14 protein-coding genes are annotated in these 20,583 nt (G+C 56.9%); 4 read left to right on the top strand and 10 right to left on the bottom strand.

The features are described 5' to 3' along the window. The 5 genes from AABO57_28115 to hfq form a co-directional block, all read right to left on the bottom strand. Positions 1 to 2,216 (bottom strand): carboxypeptidase regulatory-like domain-containing protein (locus tag AABO57_28115; protein MEK6289599.1); only part of this gene is annotated, 2,216 nt, incomplete at its 3' end. Positions 2,217 to 2,583: 367 nt separating this feature from the next. Beyond that, entirely contained in the window at positions 2,584 to 5,331 is a 2,748-nt protein-coding gene (locus AABO57_28110) for a pitrilysin family protein (GenBank protein ID MEK6289598.1), read from the bottom strand. 124 nt (positions 5,332 to 5,455) lie between these two features. Then, a complete protein-coding gene (locus AABO57_28105; GenBank protein MEK6289597.1) occupies positions 5,456 to 6,247 on the bottom strand; it encodes an RDD family protein in 792 nt (263 codons plus the stop codon). A 180-nt stretch (positions 6,248 to 6,427) separates the two neighbouring features. Next, entirely contained in the window at positions 6,428 to 7,096 is a 669-nt protein-coding gene (gene tmk, locus AABO57_28100; protein MEK6289596.1) for a dTMP kinase, read from the bottom strand. Between the two features lie 204 nt (positions 7,097 to 7,300). Next, the gene (gene hfq, locus AABO57_28095; protein ID MEK6289595.1) at positions 7,301 to 7,630 is read right to left on the bottom strand and encodes an RNA chaperone Hfq; all 330 of its coding nucleotides are present in this window, start codon (positions 7,628 to 7,630) and stop codon (positions 7,301 to 7,303) included. Between the two features lie 235 nt (positions 7,631 to 7,865). Between hfq and glgB the strand changes: the two genes are divergently transcribed. Further along, positions 7,866 to 10,061, top strand: coding sequence for a 1,4-alpha-glucan branching protein GlgB (glgB, locus tag AABO57_28090; protein ID MEK6289594.1), 2,196 nt, complete (start codon positions 7,866 to 7,868; stop codon positions 10,059 to 10,061). A 96-nt stretch (positions 10,062 to 10,157) separates the two neighbouring features. Next, entirely contained in the window at positions 10,158 to 11,258 is a 1,101-nt protein-coding gene (locus AABO57_28085) for a DUF4037 domain-containing protein (GenBank protein ID MEK6289593.1), read from the top strand. 120 nt (positions 11,259 to 11,378) lie between these two features. Here the strand turns inward: AABO57_28085 and AABO57_28080 are convergent, their stop codons facing one another. The 4 genes from AABO57_28080 to AABO57_28065 all read right to left on the bottom strand — a co-directional run bounded on the left by AABO57_28080 (position 11,379) and on the right by AABO57_28065 (position 16,148). Further along, the gene (locus AABO57_28080) at positions 11,379 to 11,867 is read right to left on the bottom strand and encodes a transcriptional regulator (protein ID MEK6289592.1); all 489 of its coding nucleotides are present in this window, start codon (positions 11,865 to 11,867) and stop codon (positions 11,379 to 11,381) included. Next, entirely contained in the window at positions 11,788 to 11,970 is a 183-nt protein-coding gene (locus tag AABO57_28075; GenBank protein MEK6289591.1) for a type II toxin-antitoxin system HigB family toxin, read from the bottom strand. The genes AABO57_28080 and AABO57_28075 overlap by 80 nt, the downstream gene beginning before the upstream one ends. 241 nt (positions 11,971 to 12,211) lie before the next feature. Continuing rightward, on the bottom strand, positions 12,212 to 14,686 hold the full coding sequence (locus AABO57_28070; protein ID MEK6289590.1) for a DUF3536 domain-containing protein: 2,475 nt from the start codon (positions 14,684 to 14,686) through the stop codon (positions 12,212 to 12,214). Between the two features lie 253 nt (positions 14,687 to 14,939). Next, positions 14,940 to 16,148, bottom strand: a complete 1,209-nt coding sequence (locus AABO57_28065; GenBank protein ID MEK6289589.1) for a dipeptidase — start codon at positions 16,146 to 16,148, stop codon at positions 14,940 to 14,942. Positions 16,149 to 16,572: 424 nt separating this feature from the next. Here AABO57_28065 and AABO57_28060 point away from each other — a divergent pair, with 424 nt between their 5' ends. Then, positions 16,573 to 18,903, top strand: coding sequence for a protein kinase (locus AABO57_28060; protein ID MEK6289588.1), 2,331 nt, complete (start codon positions 16,573 to 16,575; stop codon positions 18,901 to 18,903). Between the two features lie 75 nt (positions 18,904 to 18,978). Next, complete coding sequence (locus AABO57_28055) at positions 18,979 to 19,293, top strand: protease inhibitor I42 family protein (protein ID MEK6289587.1); 315 nt, start codon at positions 18,979 to 18,981, stop codon at positions 19,291 to 19,293. Between the two features lie 65 nt (positions 19,294 to 19,358). Here the strand turns inward: AABO57_28055 and AABO57_28050 are convergent, their stop codons facing one another. Continuing rightward, entirely contained in the window at positions 19,359 to 20,171 is an 813-nt protein-coding gene (locus AABO57_28050; protein MEK6289586.1) for a C1 family peptidase, read from the bottom strand. Positions 20,172 to 20,583: the final 412 nt, after the last annotated feature.

Here is a 20,583-nt window from a genome sequence, read left to right as displayed (position 1 = left end):
ACGAGCCGATACCCGCCCGGCGTCTTGAAGGTATTCAACCTGAGGCCCATCCAAATCGGCCCGGCGTCGTTTGCGCGTTTGCCCCACTGGTTCTTGTCGACTATCGACTGACGGTGGCGCTCCCAATACCTGAGGTACTTGTCGGAGGTTTTCTCGGTGGCTTGCAGGAACAGGCCCGCGGAGAAATCCGCGAATCCTTCCGACAACCATTGATCGTGAAACGAAGCCCATCCCACGACGTGGCCCCACCACTGATGCGCCACTTCGTGCGGCGTCACCTCCTGTATGAACTCCGTAAAGCGCGAGTTGATGCCGCCCAGCAGCATATACCGCTGGGTTGAATCGAGGTAAGCGCTTATCGGCAAGTAGACCAATGTCGGCCACGACTGCCCGAAGTTGAACTGAGGCTGTTGAGTTATGGCGATCCGCCCATAAGGCGCTTCGCCAAACCAGTGCGTGAAGATGCGCATTGCGTTCTGCGCATCGACCATAGCACTCTGATTCAAGGCCGCGGGCGTCAAGGCCATTCCCGTCCCGCGCATATAGTCAGGGAGATCAACCGTTGCGTAACCTTCGATCTGATACTTCGTATCCGGATCGTCGATCTCCTTTTTCTTAAACAGCCCATAGTTGAATCCCGCAACCGCAAGCGGAACGCCGGACACCCATTGCGACGCAGCGTAGTCGCCTTCACGCCAACTCTTTACCAGCTTGCCTACGCCGACCAGCGTGTACCTGTTCGGTACTTTGAAAGTGAGGTCGAACGTCGCGCGGTCGTTGAACACGTTGACGCTCGGATACCAACTCGTGCGCGCGCCCACCGCAAAGTTCCCGCCACCGGCGTCTTCAACCACCTTGTTCCCTTGATACTCAATCTTCAGTTTGTACTGCTGTCCCTTTGCCAACGGTTCGGGCCACACAACGTAGAAAGAGCCATCCTCTTTCTTCTGCTCCTGGATGAAATTGATCTCGCGCTCGCCCATCGTCACACGCGTCACACGCAGGTTGGGCAGCAGTCCGAAATTGAGGAGGCGATCGCCGTCCGCGAGCGGTGTGAACGTCAGCTCGGCGACTGCGGTCAGCTTCTCGCCATTGTCAATCGCCGTCTCGATGCGATAGTGCTCCGCATCGATGATTCGCTTGTCTTCATCCGAGCTGGCCGTGCCGTTCTTGTACTCGCTTAATAGATGGGCGAGATACCATATGCCTTCCTTCTCGCCCGCCGGATCGACGTTGATGAGCGCGACCTCCTCGGGCGCGAGCATCTGCGGCAACGCGCCGCGAGGACGCACGTGGTAACGCAGGTCGTCGTACTTCCGGCCGAACAGGTACGCGCTGAAGAACCCCGGGCGCTTCGGGTTGTAAACATCACCCAGGATTTCTGCGTCGATGTTCTCGCCCTCGAACGCAAGCAGGTACTCGACCAGGCTGCGCGGCCGCTCATTGCGGTAGCGGACGCGCTTCTGAAAATCATTGAGCGCGTCGCGCGCGCGAGGCTCATCGCTTCCGGGCTGAGCCTGACGCTTTATCTCTTCAAAGGTCTCGTCAGTGAAACAAAAGACGGCTTTTTGGAACGCCTCATCGACAGTATCCTTCTCGGTGATGAGCCGAAGATAATCGCGTTCCAGCGGCAATGCAGGCGCGAGCGTGAACTGCCCGTCGCCGACGAATACCGCTCTGACGACTCGACCCATCACCGGCGGGAGAAAGCTTACACGCCCGCTCCGTAGCGTGATCGTTCCGGCGTCGCGTCTGAGCGCGAGGTTATTCACGGTGTACGTTTCTAGCGCCCCGGCGTCGCGCAACTGCCGATAGTTAGGCTCGGAGTTCGGAGCAATTGCGCCTTTCGCGCCGACGTCCACCTTCTCGCGCGGGGCAGCGACCTCGAGCCGAATTTCGATAGTACCCGGGCGCTTCGGTTCTATGAGCGCCGTGCGCTCAGCCGGTTTAAAGCCGGTCTGCGAAACGCTTATTGTGTAGCCGCCGGGCGCGAGGTTATCAAACTTGAACCGCCCCTCATTATTGGTTGACGTGTTACGAACCTCGCCCGCCGGGTCACTCCGAATCGAGACTTGCGCGCCCACTATCACGGCGCCGGCCGGGTCTTTCACTGTGCCGCTGATTGAGCCTGTCGCGGTTTGCGTTGTTCCGATCGCGAGCGCCGCGAGGACAAGAGCAAGTAGTAAGGCCCCGGAAAGCGGAATTCGGTTGCGCATTTTTCCTCCGGCTTGAACGAGAAGGGTGATTTACAAAAGCTACTAAGGACGCGGCGAAAATAACACAACGTGTCAGGCAGTTTCAATATCAATCGTAGCTTGGTGACGTCGGGAGGTTCTTCGGCGAGCCTAGCGCTAGAAGTTGATGACACCAAAGACTAAGCGAGGGAGCAAACAGCGACGGCAAGCCACGCCATTTTCCATTTGATATTTGACATTGACTGCTTCTCTTTTAATGACAAATGAGAAATGGCAAATGGAAAATGGGAGGGCTTGCCCCCGCTGTCTTGCGCGGTGGAGCCAACCGGGGACCCCATCGGCTCCGGGCCGTGGTCTCGTCAGCACCCCTTGCTCGCGCTTGGCGTCGTTACTTCACCGGCTTGCCGTCGGCGTCAATCACGCGTATCTCGCCGAGTCCCAATGCGCGAATGCCTGCTTCGATCTTGGCTCGGTCGCCGACAATCACCCACACGAACTTATCAGGCTGAATCGCCACCTTCGCGGCGGGAGCCATGTCTCCAATCTTCAGCGCGCGAATCTTGCCGCCATACGTGTCATAGTAGCGATCATCCAAACCGTAGCGAACGATGTTGCCGATTGAACCGCCGAGCGCGTTCATCGTTTCCCAGGACCCCGGAAGCGTCAGCGTCAACGAAGCCTGCGCCTTTATCAGTTCTTCAGCCATAACCGGCCGGCTGCCCATTATGCCGTTCAACTCTTTTGCAAGCTCCGCGATTGCCTCTTTGGTTTTGTCCGTCTGCACCGGCGCGTAAGCTATGAACGGCCTCTGGCCCCGCGCATCGAACACAAAAGACCCTGCTCCGTAAGACCAGTGCTTGTCTTCGCGCAGGTTCATGTTGATCCGCGACGTGAAGTTGCCGCCGAGCAGCGTGTTCATCGTTTCAATCGCGCTTTCATCCTTGTTAGCTTTCGGCGGCGCGAGGTTGCTGGCGAGAATGACCGACTGTTCGGAGCCGGGTCTGTCCATCAGATAAACAACCGGTTTCGGCGCCAAAGCTACCGTGCCTATGTTCTTCGGCGGAACATCGCCGCGCTGCCACGATTGAAACAGCTTTTCGAGCTTCGGTTTTATCTCGGCCATCGTCGTGTCGCCGACAACTATCAACGTAGCGCTGTTCGGCTTGAACCATGTCTGATGGAACTTGATCAGGTCCTCGCGCTTCAGTTTCGATACGGATTCTTCGGTTCCCGTGCCGGTGAGCGGATTGCTGTAGGCGTGGTCCTTACCGTACAGCAGCCCGGCAAACACCCGCAGCGCCATCGAGATGGGCTGGACCTTTTCCTGTTGTATCTCTGCCAGCCGCTGCTTCTGCAGTCGCGCGAAGTCTTCCTGCGGGAACGACGGGTTCAAAATCACGTCCGCAAAAACGTCGAGCGAAGCGTCGAGATTCTCTTTCAACGCAGACAGCGACACTGTAGATGTGTCCAGGTCCGAACCTGCGTTCAGGTTTGCTCCGAGCGACATCAACTCGTCGCTGATTTGCAGCGCGGTGCGCCGCTTCGTTCCCCCATCCAATAAGCTGAAAGTCATCCCGCCGGTTCCGGGTAGGCCGAACTGATCGGCCGCGTAGCCCGCGTCAATCAGCATCTGGAAGTTGACCTGCGGAATTGAGTGGCGTTCCGCGAGAACTACCTTCAAGCCGTTCGATAATGTCGCGCGCTGAAGCTCGGGAAACTTCGCGTCGGGCGGCGCGCCCGCCTCGGGCAGCTTCTTTCGATCGACCGCTGTTTGCGCGGTCGCGTACTCAGGAAACGGATGAACCTCGAGTGCGTAGACTCCATCTGAAAGCCATCGACTCGCCGCGCTCTTGAGGTCCGCGGCCGTCGCATCGGCAACGCGCTTTAGAGTTGTTTTGTAGTAGTCGGGAGTTCCCGCGTATACCTGATTGACCGCGAGCACATCGGATTTGCCGCCGAATCCGCCGATGCGCTCGATGCCGCGAATGAACCTGGCGCGATACTCGATTTTGACGCGCTGGAGCTCGGCGGCCGTCGGACCTTCGGCTAAGAGCTTGGCCATTTCTTCGTCAATTGCCTTCTCGACTCTTGCGAGCGACTCGCCGGGCCGCGCCGACGCTTGAATGAAAAAGGTACCTGCGATCTCCGACAACGACGCTGAAGCATAAACATCCGTCGCGATTTGATCGTCGTAGACCAATCGCTTGTAGAGCCGGGACGATTTGCCCGAAGAAAGCACTTGCCCGATCAAAGTGAGATAATCCCCGTCGGCTGAGTCCCGCTGGGGCACGTTCCAGAACTTGTGAATGCGAGCCTGCGGCACGCGGTCTTGCATCTGCTGGCGTTGCTCGCCGGTGCGCTTGGCAATCCAGACATTGTGTTTGGTGACTGGCGGCCCCGGAGGAATATCGCCGAAGTATCTTTCGACTTTTTCTTTTGCGGTCCTGACGTCAACATCTCCGGCGATCACCACGACTGCGTTGGCCGCGCCGTAGTAGCCGCGGAACCACTCGCGCACGTCTTCGAGGCTCGCGGCATTGAGGTCTTCCATCGAACCGATTACTTCCCACGAGTAGGGATGGCCTGCGGGATAAAGGTTGGGCGTGGCTACGGAAAAGACCTTACCATAGGGCTCGTTTTCGCCTTGCCGCTTTTCGTTCTGCACTACGCCGCGTTGCTCGTCGAGCCTTGGCTTGTCAATCGCTCCAAGCAAATGGCCCATGCGGTCGGACTCCATCCACAACGCAATGTCGAGCGCCGATGACGGAATGTTCTGGAAGTAATTGGTTCGGTCTTCGTTTGTCGTGCCGTTTTGATCGGTGGTGCCGATGCGCTCGAACGGCTCGAAATAATCTTTGTTGAAGTTCTCGCTGCCGTTGAACATTAGATGCTCGAACAAGTGAGCGAAGCCGGTGCGTCCCAGCTTTTCGTTTTTCGAGCCTACGTGATACCAGACGTTAACCGCGACTATCGGCGCTTTGTGGTCTTCGTGAACGATCAGCGTAAGGCCGTTCTTCAAAACAAACTTTTGATACGGTATGTCGATCTCGCTCTGGGCGCGGGCGAATCGAGCCGAGAGCGCGAGCACGATTACCAGGAGCAGGGCGGCGAGCGGCTTGTGCGTGCGTGAATTCATGTAGGTCTCCTTCTTAGCTGCGATGCGGTATTTTGAGTTCGGCTATGTTGCTGATACGCCTCTTATCAGGGTGTTCAAATTAGCGTTTTGCGATTTGATCTGTCAAACCACCGCAACAACGCGGTCAATCAAAATAGCGCGACTGAGCGCGGTGCTGACGCTCGACCTCTTCCAGGAGGGATTCGGGAGCGAGTCCGTCCGTCGCGATCCCCAGCTTTACTGAAATGGGTTGAGCGATGCGCGCTGCAAGCGCCGTTCGATTTGGTTCTTGAAGCTCGAATCTTCGCTTCAAGAAAGTCTCGACCGCGCGAAGCTCTGGCTCGCTCAGCCGCCGTGTGTCGGCAACAAACGGCGCGGGCATCGCGCGTTCCACTCGCTGCTGCTCGATCTCAGATACTTTGATGATCTCGTTGAGCGAAGGCGCTTCGGTCGCGCGCTCTTTGATGACGACCGTGCCGGCCACGAAGTCGCCCACGCGCTTCGATCTTGCGCTGAAGATTATCGAGACCACGCCGATCGCATAAGACGGCAAGGGCTGAAAATCTATTGCGACGCGGAGCAGGTTTCTGACGAACACCTCGAAGAACCTGACCGGCCGGCCATCCTCACGCACAACTCGCAATCGCATCATTCGCTTTCCAGGCGTCTGCCCGCTCCAAAGGGTCTCGAATGCGACGAAGTAACCCCAGTAAATCGCAAACACCACAAGCACGGTCATGGCTGCGGTCCACGCCTCCATCGAGCTGAACAATTGCCACCCGCCAAGCGCTCCGGCGGCAACCAGAACGATGACGATCGCGACAGTTTGAATCAGGTGGTCGATTGCGGCGGCGAGAAATCGATTGCCGATGTTGGCGAGCACGTAGTGAAGCTCAACTCGTTCGGGCGTCTCGATTATTAGTTCATCGTCAAGCATGGCAGGCTTCGGATAGGGTTTGGAGGTCAGAAGTCAGAGGTCAGAAGGCAGAAGGCAGAACGCAGAAGGCAGTCAGACGGTGGCGGTCAGCGCTCCGTCGTTTTGTTTGTGAATGACTATTTCGACTATTCCCACTTCTGCCTTCTGCCTTCTGCGTTCTGCCTTCTGCCTTCTGCCTTCTTACTCCTGACCTCCGGCTTCAGACCTCTGACTTCTGACTTCTTCCAGTTTCGGCAATACCAAATCCATCACCTTTGAATGCGTTTCCTCTACTGCGCCGCTCGCGTCGGCGACGCGGATTCGCGCCGGCTCATTATCGGCCATCTTCAAGTAGCCTGCTCTCATCCGCTCGTGAAAGTCCGCGTGCTGGTCGTCAAATGCGCCGAGCAGTCCGCCTACCGGACGTGAGCCCAACCGCGTGCGAGCCCTCGCCGGATCGAGATCAAATACTATTGTGAGATCGGGTACCAAGCCACCGGTCGCGAACGTGTTCAGCTTTTCTATCATCTCCAAATCCAACCCGCGCCCGTAACCCTGAAACGCAACGGTTGAGTCGGTGTAACGGTCTGAAATCACGATGCGGCCCGCTTCAACGGAAGGCTTGATCAGCTCGGCGACATGCTGGGCACGCGCGGCGACATAGAGCAGAAGCTCGGTGGTGGCGGCGATGTGGACGCTTGCGTCCGAGACCAGCACCCGGCGTATGTCTTCGCCGATGGCGGTACCGCCGGGCTCGCGAGTGACTACGACTTCGAAGCCGCGTTGCTCGAGCTGCCGCGCGAGCATCTCGAGCTGGGTGCTCTTGCCGCAGCCGTCTATCCCTTCAAACGTGATGAACAGTCCGCGCATAAAAAATCAGTTCGGAGTTTTCGGGTTCCGGGTTCAGAGTTCAACCCTTAGGTTGCTCCCCAACGGCCGCAAGCTGAAGCTTGAACTCTGAACCCGCAACCCGGAACCCTGAACCCTGAACTCTGCAAATCCCAAATTACTTGGGCTGCCGAAGTGGCAGCCCGAGGATGTGTTTTAAAGAGTCATTCGCCTTGCAGGCAAGCCTCAGGACTTCTCCGGAGCCGCCGCTGTGCTAGCTTGAGGCGCCGGGGGTTGCTCAGCCGGGAGCTGTTCGCGATCAGAAGCCATTGGCCGGCTGTAGTGATAGTCGCGTGAGCCTCCGCGTGGCAGTGACACTGTGGAGATAGCGTGCTTGAAGATCAGTTGCTCCTGCGATCCCGCTTCCAGGATCACCGAGTACTTGTCGAAGCTCTTGATTCTACCCGTAAGCTTGACGCCGCTCATAAGGTAGATCGTCACGTTGCTGCGGTCTTTTCGGGCACTGTTGAGAAAGCTGTCTTGTATTGTGTTTTGTTGTTGTGGTGGTTTTTCCATTCCTTGACTCCCCAACCAAAAAGATTTTCAGGGTGATTGAAACTAACACAGAAAACTTTGCGCGAGCAAGAGATCGGGCCGATGAAGCGCGCGTCAGATTTTCGCGTATACTCTCTGTCAGAGGTGATGCGCGAGAATCTGGCGCGCACCCGGCCGAATGAAGCCCGATGCGCTTAACGCGCGCTGCTTGACACCGCATCCCCCGTCGCTTAGAAGTAAGCTTCGCTGGTGAGCGATGACATCAGACGTTGACCTCATAATCCGCGGCGACCATTCCGATCCATTCGCTTTGCTTGGCATCCACGAGACCGAAAGCGACGGGGCCAGGGCTGTCGTCATCCGTGCCTTCATCCCGGGAGCTGAACATCTCTGGCTCATAGAAGCCGACCAAGCGAAGCAGCACCCGATGCTCAAGCTCCGCGACGAAGGCTTCTTCGAGGCGGCCTTTCCCGATCGGCACGAACGATTCCCCTATCGCTTGAGAGCAGCCAATCGGTTCGGCGACACCTGGGAGTTTCACGATCCCTATAGCTTCCCTCCGCTGCTTTCGGATTACGACCTCCACTTGATGGCCGAAGGGACTCACTATCGCAACTATGAAAAGCTCGGGTCGCACATACGAGTGGTTGACGGCGTTCGGGGCGTGCACTTCGCCGTGTGGGCGCCAAACGCCAACCGAGTCAGCGTCATCGGGGACTTCAATCAGTGGGACGGCCGCCGTCATCCGATGCGGTTTCACGCGGGTGCGGGAATCTGGGAGATTTTCATTCCGGAGCTCGGCGAAGAGACAGTGTATAAGTTCGAGATAAAGTGGCGGCGTTTCGGTTTCATAACTCAGAAGACCGATCCTTACGCGTTCTACTTCGAACGCCGGCCGAAGACCGGCGCAATCGTCTACGACATAAACAAGTATCACTGGCGCGACGACGGGTGGATGCGCGCCCGCGCGGCGAAGAACGCCCTCGACGCGCCCCTTTCAATCTACGAGGTGCATCTCGGTTCGTGGATGCGAGCGCCCGAAGAAGGCAACCGCTATCTGACCTATCGCGAGCTTGCCCATAAGCTTGTCGAATACGTCACGCAGATGGGCTACACCCACATCGAGCTGCTTCCGGTGACCGAGCATCCGTATGGCGGAAGCTGGGGTTATCAAACCGTCGGCTACTACGCGCCCACCTCGCGCCATGGCGAGCCCGACGAGTTCGCCTACTTCGTCGATTACTGTCATCGCAACGGCGTCGGCGTGATCCTGGATTGGGTGCCGGCTCACTTTCCAAAAGACGGGCACGGCCTGGCCTACTTCGACGGCACGCATTTGTACGAACACTCAGACCCGCGGAAAGGCGAGCACCAGGATTGGGGAACGTTGATCTTTAACTACGGGCGGAACGAAGTGCGCAATTTTCTGCTGGGCAACGCGCTGTTCTGGTTGGAGAAATACCACCTCGACGGGCTTAGGGTCGATGCGGTGGCGTCGATGCTCTACCTGGACTACTCGCGCAAGGAGGGGCAGTGGGTGCCCAACATCCACGGCGGGCGCGAGAACCTCGAGGCCGTCGACTTCATCAAGAAGTTCAACGAGCTGGTTCACCAGCATCATCCGGGGGCGATCACGTTCGCCGAAGAGTCGACGTCGTGGCCTCTGGTCTCGCGGCCGACTTACGACGGCGGGCTGGGTTTCGATTTCAAGTGGAACATGGGCTGGATGAACGACACGCTGAAATACTTCGCGATGGACCCGATCGAACGAAAGTATCATCACGGCAAGCTGACTTTCAGCTTGATGTATGCATTCAGCGAGAACTTTGTGCTGCCGATTTCACACGACGAAGTAGTGCACGGCAAGCGCTCGTTGATCGACAAGATGCCCGGCGACGTGTGGAAGAAATTCGCGAACTTGCGGGCGCTGTACGGTTACATGTACGGGCACCCGGGAAAGAAGCTGTTGTTGATGGGCTGCGAGTTCGGCCAGTGGAACGAGTGGAATCACCAACGAAGCCTCGACTGGCATCTGTTGGGATATGATTCGCACCGCCAGTTACAAGATTACGTGAAGGACCTGAACCAACTGTATTCACGCGAGCCGTCGCTTCACGAAGTCGATTTCGAGCACACCGGATTTCAATGGATCGACTTTCAAGACGCGAACGGCAGCACGATCGCGTTCAGGCGGAAGGCGAAGAACCCGCATGATTATTTGATCTTTGTTCTGAACTTCACACCGGTGCCTCGAGCGGGCTATCGCATTGGAGTCCCGGAAGCAGTGTTCTACAAAGAAGTCCTGAACAGCGACTCGTCAGCGTACGGCGGAAGCAATATGGGTAACATGGGAGGCGTGATGGCAAGGGCGGAAGGGTGGGCGGGCTGGCCTTGCTCGATGGAGGTAACCTTGCCGCCGCTGGCGGTAGTTGTGTTGAAGCCCCAGCGCTAGCCGAGCCTCGCCGGCTAGCACACTGCTGCTGTCGCAGCGCGGGCTGTGCTTAACTCTTGCACTCCTTTGCTGAAGCCCAGAAACAATAACCAACTAATGTCAGACTTCATCCCAGGACTCGAGCTCGGCAGGTTGTTCTATGTCGAAGCGGTGAAGCCGGTACTGGATGCCATCGCGCCGGGACTGCGGTATAGCGCGGCGCTAATCGGCAGCGGCTCGGAAATACTCGGCTACGACAACGAAATGTCCACAGACCACCACTGGGGACCGCGGGTTATGCTCTTCCTGAAAGAAGACGACCACCGACTTTACCGCGATGCTATCGATGAAGCGTTGCGTCAAAAGCTGCCACCTAAATTTCACGACTATTCAACCAACTTTACTCTGCCCGATGCTGCTGATAACAACGTCCAGCTTCTTCGCGATGTTGATAAGGGTCCGATTAACCACCGGGTAGACATCCTTACGATTCGTGGATTCTTTCTCGACTACGTTAACTTCGACATCGAGCAATCCATAGAGCCGGCCGATTGGTTGACGTTTCCTGAGCAGAAGCTTCTTAGCATCACCGCGGGAGCGGTCTTTCATGACGAAGTAGGATTGCAGGGTGTCCGCGATAGATTTGGCTATTACCCCGGCGATGTATGGCGCTACTTGCTGGCCTCCTGCTGGAACAGGGTTGGGCAGGAGGAGCATTTAATGGGTCGCGCTGGAATCGTAAGAGATGAGATCGGTTCGGCCCTCATTGGATCCCGGTTGGTGCGAGATCTCATGCGACTCTGTTTCCTGATGGAGAAGCAGTATGCTCCATATGCAAAATGGTTCGGCAAGGCGTTCAACGAATTGAATTGTGCTGACGATCTGGCGCCAATTCTGAGGAGAGTGCTGTTAGCTGAGGCTTGGGAGGAACGCGAGAACCACCTCGCGGCGGCATACGAGTATGTAGCCGAGATGCACAATCGGTTAGGAATAACTGAGCCGCTTCCTGCGAATGTATCGAGTTTCTTCGGACGCCCGTTCCTGGTCATACACCTTGGCGGAAGCTTCGCCGATGCTATTCGCGCCTCCATCACCGACCCCGAGGTAAAGCGAATCGCCGGCGGGAAGCTGATTGGGAGCATCGACCAGTTTAGCGATAACACTGACATTCTATCTGATCCACGATGGCGGCCGGCACTAAGACGACTTTATGAATGAAAGCCGCCGCGAGTACATCATTCACCAGGAAGGTCGGTTGAAGTGAGGCTGCTCCCGCTAGCGGTGACTGTGTTGAAGAATCTTGAACTCTAGACTCTGAACTCTGAACCCGGACTTTATTCAGATGAACGCCGCAGGAGTGACGCTGAAGAACTCGCCCAGCCGCTTCGCCTGAGACTTGCTGATCGCGCGCTTGCCGTTGACAGCGTCCGAGACACGGCTGCGCGAGCCGAACACTGACAGCAGGTCCGCCTGGCGTTTCCCGGATTCCTCGAGCAGCGCCTGTAGCAGTTCGTGCGGCTTCATCTCAGGGATTGACCGGTGGGCTTGTTGATAATCATCGATCAGCTTCAGCGAAAGGCAACAGAGAGCCTCCTCCTCAGGTGTGCGGCGCTCACCTTTATCCAGCAGCGGTTCGATCTGGCGCGCCAGCCGCTCGAGCTCCTCGGGCGTTGCAATCACCCGTGGCAGCGTCTCACTCAAGAGCGCGGCATACTTGCGCCGGCTGAAGCGCGGCTTACGCGGCCTGTTAGCAGTCTTTCTTCCACTTGTCGCGGTCGTATTGCTCGTGGGTGAGGAAGTGTTTGAGCGTGACAGTCTGTAAGCCATAATCGATCCTCGCAATCAACCTGCAATTGTTGCCCATGATGTTGGAGTTTGCCAATAAGGCACCTGTTGCCCTCCGACCGACGATGGGGGTACATTGTTCCATGACCGATAAGCAAGCCGTAATCGACGCTCTTAGCAGGCTCCCAGAGGACGTCTCGCTTGACGAAATTACTGAGGAGTTGCTCATCATGGCAGCCGTACGGCGGGGACGTGCCGACATCGCCGCCGGACGAACGAAGACCCTTGAGGAGGTCGAGAAGCTGGCTGAGTCTTGGGCCACCGCATGGACTTCAAGATAGTCTGGTCTATTGAGGATTTGATTGTCCGAACCCGGCGCGCGTCTCTTAGGTACCTGCTTTCAACTGCATTTGCACTACTCGCTCACTGAACTTGAGCTTGTCGCCTAACTCATCCATCAACGGCTGTCCAGTTTCGGTTCTCTCTCCCGGCTCGTTCAGAAGCTCCCAAAACAGATTCTGCAAACGCCACAGACCGACACCAACACCCAGTTGTTCTGCAAGCCTCAAGAAGTGAATCGCTGATTCGGCGCTCCCGACATCGCCGTGCGCGCGATACGCCTCGAGCCTCGAGTAGACGATCTGTTCGAGCGCTTCTTTCAAACCGGAGACGTCGACATTGCAGCCGAGCGAATCAGCTTCGCGAAAGACTGAAGCTGCTACCTCGCTCAGTTGAGTCTCCGACAGCGCTTGCTGCTTCAGTTCCTCGCACGCGTGCTCGAGCCTTTGACTCAGCACATACTCGGTCGCCCTTTTTAAGCTCTCAGGCGCTGGGACCTTCAAACTCGCAAGCAGCCTCATCACGTCGCGGCTCTCTTCGTAGATGCGCCGGTAGTGATCCCGTGATCGCTCAAGCGCGTCCTTTGCCAGCAGTCTTCCGACCTTTCTACGCTCTTCGATGAACAGGTCTTTGAGCGCAAAGCTGTCGGCGATCATCCTGGTATCGATCGCCTGTAAGAGGTTGCGAGTGGAGTCTTCTCCGAAGCGGCGAAACAGCTCCTCCTTCAGCGCTTCATACTCGTCAGCCGGGACTAGCTCTCGAACGGCGCAATGAAAATCGTACCCTCCCAGGTGCAACACAACGAACATGCCCTCGAGGTGTTCACGGGTTATCGTAGACCGAACGCTAACAGCCCCAACCGCCAGCGTGCGTGAGGCGGTCTTCTCACAAACGTAGTCCGTGCGCTCGAACTCGAACGAGAATATCCGCTGCCTGGGCGAGTACTCTTCGACGAGCGAGCTGATTCCGTAATGGGCCAGGCCTTTTTCGAGATCGGTGATCGAGGGCTTCACGAGTTCTTTGTAGACCGTCGCGCCGTTTGCGAGATGAGGCTTGTTGCCGGGAGCCTTTTCCAGATCTGCTATGAACTGCGGCTCGAGATCGACACCGGAAACATCGCGCGCAAGCTGAATCGCGCGGGCGGCGTACTCGATGATCTTGACGGTCTCGATGTTCGATATGTCATCGAAGAACCAGCCGCAACTCGTGTAGATCAACCTGGCGTAGCGCTGCATTTCAAGCAGCCGCCACACGTTGACCTTCTCAGCTTCCGACAGCTCTCTCCGCGCGCGCTTGCTCAGGAACGCGTCACTGTTTTCGCACGAGCGGTCGAGAATGACTTCGATGTAATCGTCAACAGCGGCATACGGATCCACCAGCGGGATAGATGATTCACGCTGGAAGACCTCGTCCAGCTTCTCTTGCAGCGCATCGAGTGCCTGCCGCAACGGCGCTCTCCAGCGCTGATGATAATGTGTGTTGCCGCTGTTGCAGCCGCAGTCGCCTCGCCAGCGTTCGACGCCGTGCGCGCAGCTCCACGAAGTGTTCTCGTGTATTTTGACCTCGTGCGTCGGCGGGTGAAGCGCAAGGTACTCCGCGTAGTTTGTTATTTGCGCGAGCCCTTCTCGTTCAATCTTGCCGATCGCATAGGCCAGGGCCATATCGCCGAACTTGGAGTGATGGCCAAAGGTTTCGCCGTCAGTCGCAACGTTCATCAACTGCGCGTGCTCGCGCTGATGGTTGAACCCCGAGATCAATCGCTCGGCGAATCGATCGCCGCTCTTGAGCAAGCCTTCGAATGAGATATCGTGCGAAACGGGCCGGTCGTAGAAGAAGAGATCGATATGGCGGCCCTTGCTGAGCCGGCACCGATACGGCTGAGTTGGATCGATGTGGCCGTGCGACACGACTTGCCAGTCTTCGCCGGGTGCTCGAACAGCTTGTGCCTGATTTGGCGAGAGGATGGTGAACTTGATGTTGCAGTCCGCGAGGACTTGAAGGGTAGCCAGATCGACGGCTGTTTCGGGCAGCCACATGCCTTCGGGCTCGCGGCCGAAGCGAAACTCGAAGTCAGCGATCCCCCATCGAACCTGTATGAGTTTGTCGTACAGAGAAGCTAGCGGCATGATGACGTGGTTATAGCATTGAGCGATTGCGTTGCCGTGCCCGTTGTGCGCCTGGCGGCTGAGACGATCGGCTTCGATGATTTGTTCATAGACGTCGCCGCGATGCCTTTCGAGCCACGACAAAATCGTCGGCCCGAAGTTGAAGCTCATCTTCTTGTAGTTGTTGACCAGCTCGGCGATACGCCCGCTGTCATCGAGGATGCGCGAGACTGCGTTGGGCGCGTAGCACTCGGCGGTGATTCGCTCGTTCCAATCGTGATAGGGCGCGGCCGAGTCTTCGACCTCGACGTCTTCGAGCCAGGGATTCTCGCGCGGCGGTTGATAGAAGTGCCCGTGAATGCAAACGAAGCGATTGGTCATACTCGCGAATCGAGGCTCGATAACTTGATTGCCCAAGAGAACATCTCGCCGGTTCCTTTCCGCGGGGCTCGTGGACTGACACTCTAACCTCGAAATGAGGAAGCTTCAACCGAGCGGTTGATTGGAGGGGGTGATATGGAGCGCGCCTCTGCACGACCAGGTTGTCTTCCTTGGAGTTTGTCGCTCGCCAAGCCAAAGCGCCGCCGGGACCCTCCTGCCCTGATTGTTGAATGAGGGCGGCGCAGTCCAAATAGTCTCTAGTGTGCGGCCTCGGCGGTGAATCTCTTGCTCACTTAGTCTTCCGCAATTGCTGAGAAACGCGCCCGGCATCTTCAAGCAAGCGCAACGTATTCTCACCGAGTATCTTCCGCATGTCCGACGCGGAGTAGCCCTTTCGCATCAGGGCCTCGGTGATCTTTGGGAGCTGAGTGCAGTCTTCCATGCCCACCGGCATGCTGCCGCCATCGAAGTCTGATCCAAGCCCAACGTGACCTACACCGACAAGCTTAACCGCGTGATCGATGTGCTCGATGATCTTCTCCCAACTCGCTTTTGGCGCGCGGCCAAACTGTTTGGCGGCTTCCTCGCGACGCAAGCCGGCGTTTTCGCGCCCCGGGTACTTTTGCAAAAGCTCACGCATCAACGGCTGACTCTTCTTCGAGTATTCATACAAATCATTGTCGATGAATTGATCGAGATAGTTGATCTGAATGACGCCGCCCTTCGCCGCCAGCGCTTTGATCATCTCATCGGTCATGTTTCGCGCATGGCCCGAGATGGCTCGGCAGGATGAATGCGAAGCGAGCATCGGCGCTTTGCTCACTTCGATGGCATCCCAGAAAGTCTTGTCTGAAACGTGCGAGATGTCCACCATCACGCCAAGCCGGTTTAACTCACGAACTACGTCCTTGCCGAAGCCGGTCAAGCCATTGTGCTTCGGCTGATCGCCTGACGAGTCGGCCCAGTCAGTGTTGACCGAATGCGTGAGCGTCAGGTATCTGACGCCGAGCTCGGCGTACACTCGAAGAACGGCAAGGCTGTTGTTGATCATATGCCCGCCTTCCATTCCCATCAGCGCGGCAATCTTGTCTTGCTTGTGAGCCTTGCGCACTTGATCGGCGGTCACACACAACGCAACCTGATCGGGCAACTCCGCGGCCAGCCTGTGCACGGCGGCAATTCGCTCGATCGAGTCATTGACTGCTTTGGGTCCGGTTACCGTCCCGGACATGTAGATCGAGAAAAACAGCGCATTGAGCCCGCCCTTCTTCATGCGAGGCAGGTCGATGTGACCCTCTTTGTGCTCTTCGTTAAACTTCCAATCGGTTTGCAGCTTGGGCGTGACGTCGATGTGCGTGTCCAGCACGATGGATGAGAAGTGCACCTTTCGCGCTTGCACGCTGATTGAATCGTCTTTCATTGCACTCGAAAGAGAAGCCGTTGGTACAAAGAGAAATCCCAGGATGCCGATCAGTACTATGACGCGCGAACGCTTCATGCGGCCTCCGCCGTGACGTTGATGTGTTCCACTGGTGAAGAGATGCTGGTCAGCACTCGTTTCTACTCCCCGGTGTCCGGCGTTGTCAAATATAGAGGTCGCCGTTGTGTGGAGCGTGGTGTGATAAGACTAGGACGATCAATAAGAAGTATCTTGATTCCCGGACGTTTGACGCGTCGGTGAGGCAGTTCGAGACTGAGGGCGGCGCAGTCCACAAAGCGCCGCCAGGATGTTGCTTAGGCAGTTCGAGGATGAGGGCGGCGCGCTCCAAATCAGTCCCGTCTCTTCGTCGTTATACGATTCTGTGGTAGAAATAGAATCGACGAACACGCCACCGGGAGATCAGCGATTTGGCACTTAAGAAGAGAAATCTACGAACTACGTTCAGCGTCCAAGACACCAACACTCCCGAGGTGAGCGCCGGGTGATCTCCGAAATAATCTCGCATTACCGCATAATCAAAGAGCTCGGAGCGGGCGGCATGGGAGAGGTCTACCTCGCCGAAGACACCAGGCTCGGACGACAGGTCGCGCTCAAGTTTCTTCCGGCGTCTTATGAATACGATCCCGAGCGCCGCACGAAATTCCTCGCCGAAGCGCGCGCGACATCGGCGCTGCGCTCGCCGCACATAGCGGCCATCTACGACATAGGCGAGCACGACGGCTCGATGTACATCGTGATGGAATATGTCGAGGGCGAGCTGCTGTCGGAAAAGATCAAGCGCGGGCCGCTTCAGTTATCCGAGGCGATTGACGCCGCCGCGCAAATTGCCGATGCGCTTTCGGAGGCTCATTCGCTCGGCATCGTGCATTGCGACGTTAAGGCTTCGAACTTGATTGTGAATCAACGCGGCGTGGTGAAGCTGCTCGACTTTGGAATCGCGGCGGCAGTTGGCGGTGCAAGCGAAGGCGAAGGCGAAGCCGAAGACCGGACAAAGAGAGTCGGCCAGCAAACCTTAGTTGGCGGCCCCGCCGGATCCGTCTCGTACATGTCGCCGGAGCAGGCGATAGGCCGGGCGCTCGATCACCGCTCGGATATCTTCTCGCTCGGTGTGGTGCTATACGAAACGATAACCGGCAGGCTTCCCTTCGAGGGAGAAACACCGATTGCGACTATGGACAACATTATCCACGCGGAGCCGATGCCCGTCGCGCGTTTGAATTACGCAGTGCCGCCGGATCTTGAGCGCATAGTGCGCAAGTGTCTGGAGAAAGATCGAGAGCGCCGTTATCAATCGATGCGCGATCTGCTTATCGACTTGCGCAATCTGCAGCGAGACAGCGACTCGAGTTCGAGCGCCAAGACAACCGGCGTCGGCCGGCACACACGGGTAGTAGCCCGAACTCGTTCTAGAAAGACAATCGACTCGCTTGCGATTCTTCCGCTCGCGAATCTGAGCGGCGACTCGGGTTTGGAGTACCTGAGCGACGGCGTGACCGAAGCGCTTATCAACAATCTGTCGCGGCTTCCGAAACTGCGAGTGATGGCGCGCAGCACCGTATTTCGATACCAGGGCCGCGAGATGCCGGATCCTCAGCAGATCGGCAACGAGCTAGGCGTTCGAGCGGTGCTGATCGGAAGACTGCTTCGACGCGCCGACAGCTTGATCGTCAAGCTCGAGCTGGTCGATACCACCGATGGCTCTCATCTGTGGGGCGAACAGTACACTCGCGAGATGTCGGACATCCTAACGCTCGAACATGAGATCGCAACCGAGATCTCCGAGCAGTTGCGTCTGAAGCTGACCAGCGCCCAGAAGAAGAACCTGACAAAACGGTCAACGGAGAACAGCGCGGCATATCAGACTTATCTGAAGGGTCGCTACCACTGGAACAAGCGAACTGAAGAAGGGATCAAGAAGAGCATCGAGTACTTTGAGCAGGCGATCGCGTTAGATGCCAAGTTCGCGTTGGCCTACGCGGGGCTGGCCGATGCTTACAACCTGCTGGCCAGTTATAGCGCGGAGCCGCTTGCCACGCCGTTCTTGCGCGCAAAGGCGACCGCGCTGAAGGCGCTGAGCCTGGACGACAAACTCGCCGAAGCGCACGCCGCGCTCGCCGCGGTGAAGCTCTGGAGCGAGTTCGATTGGCAGGGGGGGGAACGCGGGTTTAGGAAAGCCATTGAGCTGAATCCAGGTTATTCGACTGCCCACCTCTGGCTCGCGCTTTACCTCGCGGCGATGGAGAGGATGGACGAAGGGCTCGCGGAGATAAGACTGGGCTACGGACTCGATCCACTCTCGCGAGTCATAAACCTGAATCTTGCACGGATTCTCCACTTCGCGCGGCAATACGATCAGGCGATAGCGCAGTGCCGGAAGACCATCGATATGTTTCCCGATTATTTGATCGCCCACCGGCGCCTCGGAATGTCATACGGTGAGAAAGGCATGTTCGAAGAAGCCGAGGCCGAGTTCAAGAAAGCGCTGGCGATCTCAGAGAACGACTCCGAGACGATGTCTGCGATGGCTTACGCTTACTCGGCGGCCGGGCGGAACGAGGACGCGCGAGGCATTCTCGAACGACTCAACGCGCTTGCGAAGGATGTTTACGTCTCGCCCTACAGCCTTGCGAGAGTTCACATCGGGCTTGCACAATTCGACGAAGCCTTTGAGTGTATCGAGAGAACCTATCAAGAACGTCACGGCATCCTGACTTATCTGAAGGTAGAGCCGATATTCGACCGGCTGCGTTCCGACCCGCGATTCACGGACTTGCTGCGGCGAATGGACCTCAGTCCCATCCCTTCGAAATAGCGAGTGATCTCGCAGCTTTGCTCCTAGGGTTCATTGCGGTACAGTCTTGTATGGACGCGATAGGGGGATTGAACAGTGCCTCAAGTCGACGAAACTTCAAATGGGAAAGAGATAGAACTGCCAATCGGGGAGACGCTGGAGCTTATCCTGGAGGAGAACCGTACTACAGGATTCAAGTGGACTCTCGAATCGAAAGGCGAGGGCGTATGTAAGCTTGCAAGCGATGACTTTGAGCCGGGTGCCAAGGTCGGGCAACCAGGAAAGCATCGCTGGGTTTTCCGCGCTGATCGCGCGGGTTCCGACAGCATCAAACTGTCTTACGAGCGATCATGGAAGAAACAGCGTAAGGCCGAGCGGATGTTTACACTCGGTATACGGGTTCCCGAATAATCGCGCGGGCGCGGCATGTCGCGCCCGCGCCCGCGCTTTAAGACAACCGACCGTGAGCGCTGGGTTCACTTAACCAGACGGATCGTCCAGAAATCATCCGAAAGGTTGCCATCAAGTAGATAGGAATACGGCATCGTGAAATTTCCCTTGATTCCCCAACCTGTTCCCCAGGAATTCCGGACGATAAACCTTTGGGTTTTGTCGTCGTAGCCGACTGCAAGCACCGCGTGCCCACCTAACACCTCTTCTCCAGACTTCGGCATCTGTACCTCGCCGGTCTTGGCAACCTTGGCGCTATCGAAGCTCTCGTAGACCGTAAACCCGTAGACGAATGGGTAACCGGAGGCCAGACAGCCCTTCATCTGAGGCAGCGTTCGAGGCACCCGAGCGTATTGCTCGACGATGTGTTTCTTTGCCTCCGTGTAGCACGCCTGCGTAGGCTTCAGAGTGAGCCTGGGGTTTGGCGGAAATGGGCTGGGGTCATACGGCCACTTGGTTTCAGGGCACACGCCGAGTTTATGAACGGATTTGATCCCGTCGCGAATATATGCGCCGCTGTCCTGGCCTATCGTTGCTTCCATATCGCGCTCATTGTAGTAAATGAACAAGCGCGAGGGGACGAAATCCTTGAGTTTCTGCTTCTGCTGACCGAACTGAAAGGCCGTCCCGATTGCGTTCGCCGTGCAACTTCCAAGCTGACCCTGGTCGTAAACAGGCGGCAACGCTTTACGAAGATCAACCTTTGACGGGAGCGGGGTGCGACTAACAAGCGGCGCCGAATAGGTCAGATCCCGGCTGTCGGGCAGATCCGGAACCCACCCGAATCGAGCAATCCTACGTCTTGGAATATCATCATCTTTTTTTGCTTTGCGAGCCATATCGACGTTCTCCTTTAGGCAGATTTAAGGACACTGGTGGGAGTGTCACCGTTAAGGTGCCGGACTATACTACCCGATAATGATCTATGTCAATGAAATAGATGTCACGATTAATGCGCTGACGCTCGCGGTGCCGAGCCCGGCATCTTTGTAGTGTAATACGTCGGGTGAAGCCGGCAAGCGGTGGCGTATCGAGAGTGGTATTCAATTAGACGAGATGCTAAGCTGCTCGAAGGTTGAACAATGACAAACCAGATCACGCAAACAAACCTGCGATTGCTCTACACGATTATGTGCGAGGACGTAAGGGTCGAGATCAACCACAAGCTCAGTTTGATGGGCATATTCTATGCAATACAGGTCCCGCAGTTGCCGGTCACGCTGCTGAAGATTGTGATCCTCAATCACTGGT

It is taken from the genome of Acidobacteriota bacterium (assembly GCA_038040445.1).
Taxonomy (GTDB): Bacteria; Acidobacteriota; Blastocatellia; order UBA7656; family UBA7656; genus Onstottus_A; species Onstottus_A frigus.
The sequence above is the reverse complement of the archived record's forward strand: the minus strand, read 5'-3'. Positions and strand labels throughout refer to the sequence as shown.